Origin of the sequence: Streptomyces sp. CB02959 (assembly GCF_002803155.1) — a bacterium.
GTDB lineage: Bacteria > Actinomycetota > Actinomycetes > Streptomycetales > Streptomycetaceae > Streptomyces.
The window spans coordinates 1-2,431 of the sequence record NZ_NNBP01000080.1; the positions used below are offsets into that span (position 1 = coordinate 1).

Genomic DNA, 2,431 nt, shown 5'->3' on the forward strand with positions numbered 1-2,431 from the left:
CGCCAGCTTGGAAACGGCTCAGTCCTTTTCAGCCCTGCGGGACAGGGTGAAAACGGTTCCGTGAAGCTCAAACCATCTCAGCTAGGGAATTGTACGACCGCCTGCATTTAAGGATCGAGTGCCAGAAATTTCCCCAATGCGCAAATTTCGCAGCTTGAAAATTCTATCCCAGGGTGAACACTCTCTCGAGAGCAGGGCGGATCCGCAACCGGGCACGATATATAGTCATCTCCACGGCCTTGGGGGTCGCATTGAGTATAGCCGCAGTCTCGGAATTCGTATAGCCGCAGGCCGCAAAGATGAGCGCAGCGCGACTTCGATTATCTACTGCGGACAAGATTTCATGAATATATAGTCGCATGGCGACGATGGAGGCTGGGTCGCAACCGGCAGGCCGCCAATTAATACGACCGGCCCTAGTGGCGCACCTCTCGTCATGTTCGTTTTCTCGTGCCCAGCGTCGGTATTCGTTGGGGAAGCAGAGAAGACATTGACCGATGAAGTAGCTTCTCAAGTTCGCCCCCCGACCCGGATCCCACTTGGTTTCCTCTCGATCCTGCAGACGCAGGTTCTTCAAGGCTACGGCTACAGAAAGTCCCGCAAGTTCGCTGACGGAGTCGGGGTTGGATCTCACGGACGAAGGGATGGTGATGCAAATGCCGGCAATATCTCGCAGTCGATAGATAATCACTCCTTTCGCTATCCAAGTGCACATTACCGAGAATCCATATTCACCGAGGCAGGATTCTTGCTCGCCCGAATGAAACGTCGGCATGGAGACCTCCGAGGAATCCGTTGCAGATGCGGGGCTTAATGTGCGGCTGGCAAGGTCTGCTAGATATATCTGATGCGTGCGTCGATCCTTAATATCCTTGGCCGTTCGAGGGCAGACCGTCGCGGGGTGCCGCGGGGTGCCGCGGGGTGCACTGACTCCTATGTGCCCGGAGGCTGCGGGTTGTCCCGCTTCTTAGCCCTTGTCGGGACGGGTATCGGCCGTCAGGTGGCGGCCGGTAGCTGCGCATCCCTTATCGCGCCACAGAATCACATTCCTCAAAGCAGAGTTATGGGTCAGGCTCTGAGAATGTCACGTGCGCGCAGGCTGACCGACACAACATTCGAGCGGTCGACAGCAGGAAGGCTGCAGTGGGCTGATCGGGCTGGCCGGGACGAGGTGAAGAGGTCCACGGTTCTCACGCCGAGCGCACTCGCGATTCGTCACGCATTTTCTACCTGTACGCTGCGCTGCCCGCTGATAAGTAGAGAGATGAGGACCTGAGAAACTTGAGCCTCGCTGGCCAGACGACCTTGCGAAAAAGATCCTTTAGCTGCATCAGCTCGATGAGGCGATCAAGGTCCTGAGAAGCGGGCTCCTTGGCACTGCCCCCCTTATTAATGCTCATTTATCAACGAATATCAGAGCACGCGACGCGATGAGGTCGCAACACTTAGAGAAAAATCTCATAATATTAGCCATAGATGATTTAGCTGCTACTGGGAACATATGCGCAGGTCGAGGGCTTGCGGAGGTCGCCTGGAACAATCTTAAGCGGCCTGAACGTAGTCCATTCTCCACTCCTACGGGTGATTCCAGTTTTTGCCGTATAATCGTTACAGCTCTGCGCATCCGCCAAGCCGACTTGAGGAGAGAATTCGTTCTCCGAGGACGGGTAGTCCTATCTGCCACTTAGATCGTGTCCTAAATGGTTGGTTGGCGGTTGTGCTGGACATGGGGAGTGGACGTTGGGGATGGATCGTTCCTGATGGCCTGTGGAAGATCGCCAGGCCGTTGCTGCCGCCGGCGCGGGTGCGGCCGCAGGGCGGCGGGGTCGCGAACATCGATGATGAGGCGGTGTTCGCTGCGATCATCTACGTGCTCGTCAGCGGCTGTGCTTGGCGGGCGTTGCCGCCATGCTTCGGGGCGTCGGAGTCGACCGTTCATCGCCGGTTCGTCATTTGGTCCCGCGCCGGCGTGTGGGGTCGGCTGCACCAGAAGGATCTCCAACTCCTGGACGAGCGGGACCTGGTCGACCTGTCTCGTGCGGTCCTCGACTCCGCCCATGTCCGGGCTAAAAAAGGGGCGAACTTGCAGGTCCGAGCCCCGTGGACCGGGGCAAGCCGGGTTCCAAGATGCAGTGAGCCGTTTCCAAGCTGGCGTTGCTGACCGCGAGTTGGACAGTCCTGCGCAAGGGTGAAGCTCCTGGTAGACGGGTTCTCGACCAAGATCACCCGTGTCCGCCAGGAGCTTCGTGTGCTTGCCTATCCGTCCTCGATCGATCTGTCCAGCCGCACTCTGCGGTTCCTGACGGGGCAACTGGCCGTGAGGAGGCTGGAGATCGGGACGCGGTGGCGGCGTCTCTCCGCTGCACGCCAGGCCCTGCTCGCCCTGGCTCATCTGCGGTGCGGTGACACTTATGCCCAGCTCGCCGCCGGG

Annotated in this window: 2 protein-coding genes and 1 pseudogene; 2 read left to right on the plus strand and 1 reads right to left on the minus strand. The window is 58.6% G+C overall.

The annotated features are described in order from the left end of the window. Positions 1–163: 163 nt before the first annotated feature. Positions 164–775 (minus strand): sigma factor-like helix-turn-helix DNA-binding protein, encoded by a 612-nt coding sequence (locus CG747_RS51275; RefSeq protein WP_107490364.1) that lies wholly within the window; start codon positions 773–775, stop codon positions 164–166. A 951-nt stretch (positions 776–1,726) separates the two neighbouring features. Here CG747_RS51275 and CG747_RS46850 point away from each other — a divergent pair. Together CG747_RS46850 and CG747_RS46855 are read left to right on the plus strand one after the other, a co-directional pair. After that, a pseudogene (locus CG747_RS46850) lies at positions 1,727–2,130 on the plus strand (transposase); the annotation flags it as partial. Between the two features lie 118 nt (positions 2,131–2,248). Further along, positions 2,249–2,431 (plus strand): transposase family protein (locus tag CG747_RS46855; protein WP_374701910.1); only part of this gene is annotated, 183 nt, incomplete at its 3' end.

Coding starts and splice junctions, on each gene's coding strand:
- CG747_RS51275 (WP_107490364.1), bottom strand. CDS start 775: ATGCCGACGTTTCATTCGGGCGAGCAAGAATCCTGCCTCGGTGAATAT.